This is a genomic window from Massilia rubra, from assembly GCF_011682065.1.
Classification (GTDB): domain Bacteria; phylum Pseudomonadota; class Gammaproteobacteria; order Burkholderiales; family Burkholderiaceae_D; genus Telluria_A; species Telluria_A rubra.
In genome coordinates this window covers 1-1,772 of record NZ_VUYU01000066.1, presented here as the reverse complement: position 1 = coordinate 1,772, position 1,772 = coordinate 1, and the positions used below count along the sequence as shown (strand labels likewise).

Here is a 1,772-nt window from a genome sequence, read left to right as displayed (position 1 = left end):
ACGCGCCTCAAATTGGTGTGCTGGGACGGAAATGGCGTATGGCTGTGCCTGCGTCGCTTGCATCGCGGCCAGTTCGTGTGGCCGCAGGCCGACGACGCCACCTGGCAAATGAGCGACGAGCAATGGCAATGGCTGATCGCCGGCGTGGACTGGCAACGCATGGCGGCGCCGGCACCGGGCCATTGGCAACTGTAGCGCGTCGGTACAGAAGATCTTGCTTGTAAACATAAGCAGAGCCCGGTAAACTGGGCTGATGGATTTGCTCAACGAACTGACCCACGCCAACCTTGATCCTGCCGTGCTCGACGCGGTACGGGCCTTGCTGGCGCAGGCAGACCAGCTGGCCAATACCGTTGCGGTGAAGGACGACGTCATCAAGGCGGCCCACGCCACGATTGCCGCCTTGAAGCTAGAGCTGGCGCAACATCGCCGCATTCGATTCGCCAACAAGAGCGAAGCCTTCACCGCTGAACAGCGTGATCTGTTCGAAGAATGCCAGGAAATTGATCTGGTTGCCATGGAAGCCGAGTTGCAGCGTCAACGTGATCTGCTCGTCGGCGAGAAGCCGAAGAACAAGCGGCCACGCGCCGGGCGTCAGCCCTTGCCGCCCCAGTTGGAGCGCATCGTCCACCGTCATGAGCCGGCCTGTTGCGAATGCGGCCAGTGCGGCCACCCCCTGACCCTGATCGGCGAGGACGTCAGCGAGCAGCTCGACATTGAACCTGCCCGCTTCTTCGTGCATCACCACATCCGCCCGCAGTATGCCTGCCGCGCCTGCGACAGCGTCACCGCAGCGCCTGTGGCGCCGGCGATCATCGACGGCGGCATGGCCGCACCCGGCCTGCTGGCCTGGATCGCCATCAGCAAGTTCGTCGATCATCTGCCGCTGTATCGCATCAACCAGATTGGCGAGCGCCAGGGCGTTCCACTGCCCATTTCGACGACATCGGACTGGGCCGGCAAGGTCGGCGTGGCGTTGCAGCCTCTGGCTGACCGGATGGCGCAACTGCTGCGCATGCGACCGACCCTGCATGCCGATGAAACGCCGGTCAGGCAACTCGATCCCGGGCAGGGTAAAACCAAGCGCGCCTAATTGTGGGCGTACCGTTCCAACAGTTTGGACGAAGGTCCCCCTATCGTCGTGTTCGACTACCAGGGCGGGCGCGCCGGCTCGCATGCCCAGTCGTTCCTGCAACACTGGCGCGGACACCTGATGGTCGACGATTACGTCGCCTACAAGGCACTGTTCGTCCATGGCGTTACCGAACTGGCTTGCCTGGCCCACGTGCGCCGAAAATTCTTCGAGCTGCATGCGGCCAATGGCAGTCCGATCGCCGCCGAGGCCCTGCGCCGTATTGGCCTACTGTATGCCATCGAGCGCACTGCGGCCAGTGATTCCGCGCCGGAACGTCATACTCGCCGCCAGAGCGATGCCAAGCCAGTCCTTGATGAGCTGCACGCATGGCTCGTCAAAACCAGACCCGTCGTTGCCGATGGCAGCGGCACTGCAAAGGCGCTCGATCATGCGCTCAAACGGTGGCCGGCCCTGGTTCGCTATATCGACAGCGGCACCTACCCGATCGACAACAACGCCGTCGAGAACGCCATACGCCCCATCGCCATTGGGAAAAAGAACTGGCTCTTCACCGGCTCGGAGCGCGCTGGTCGGCGCGCCGCTGCCATTCAAAGCCTGGTGGCCACCGCCAAACTCAACGGTATCGACCCCATGCGCTGGCTGACCGAGACGCTGGAAAAACTACCCACCTGTCCCA

General features: G+C 63.0%; 1 protein-coding gene and 1 pseudogene. Both read left to right on the top strand.

The window, feature by feature from the left end:
- On the top strand, positions 1-195 hold a 195-nt coding region (tnpB, locus tag F0185_RS33975), incomplete at its 5' end, for an IS66 family insertion sequence element accessory protein TnpB (RefSeq protein ID WP_167233100.1).
- 58 nt (positions 196-253) lie between these two features.
- A pseudogene (gene tnpC / locus F0185_RS33970) lies at positions 254-1,772 on the top strand (IS66 family transposase); the annotation flags it as partial.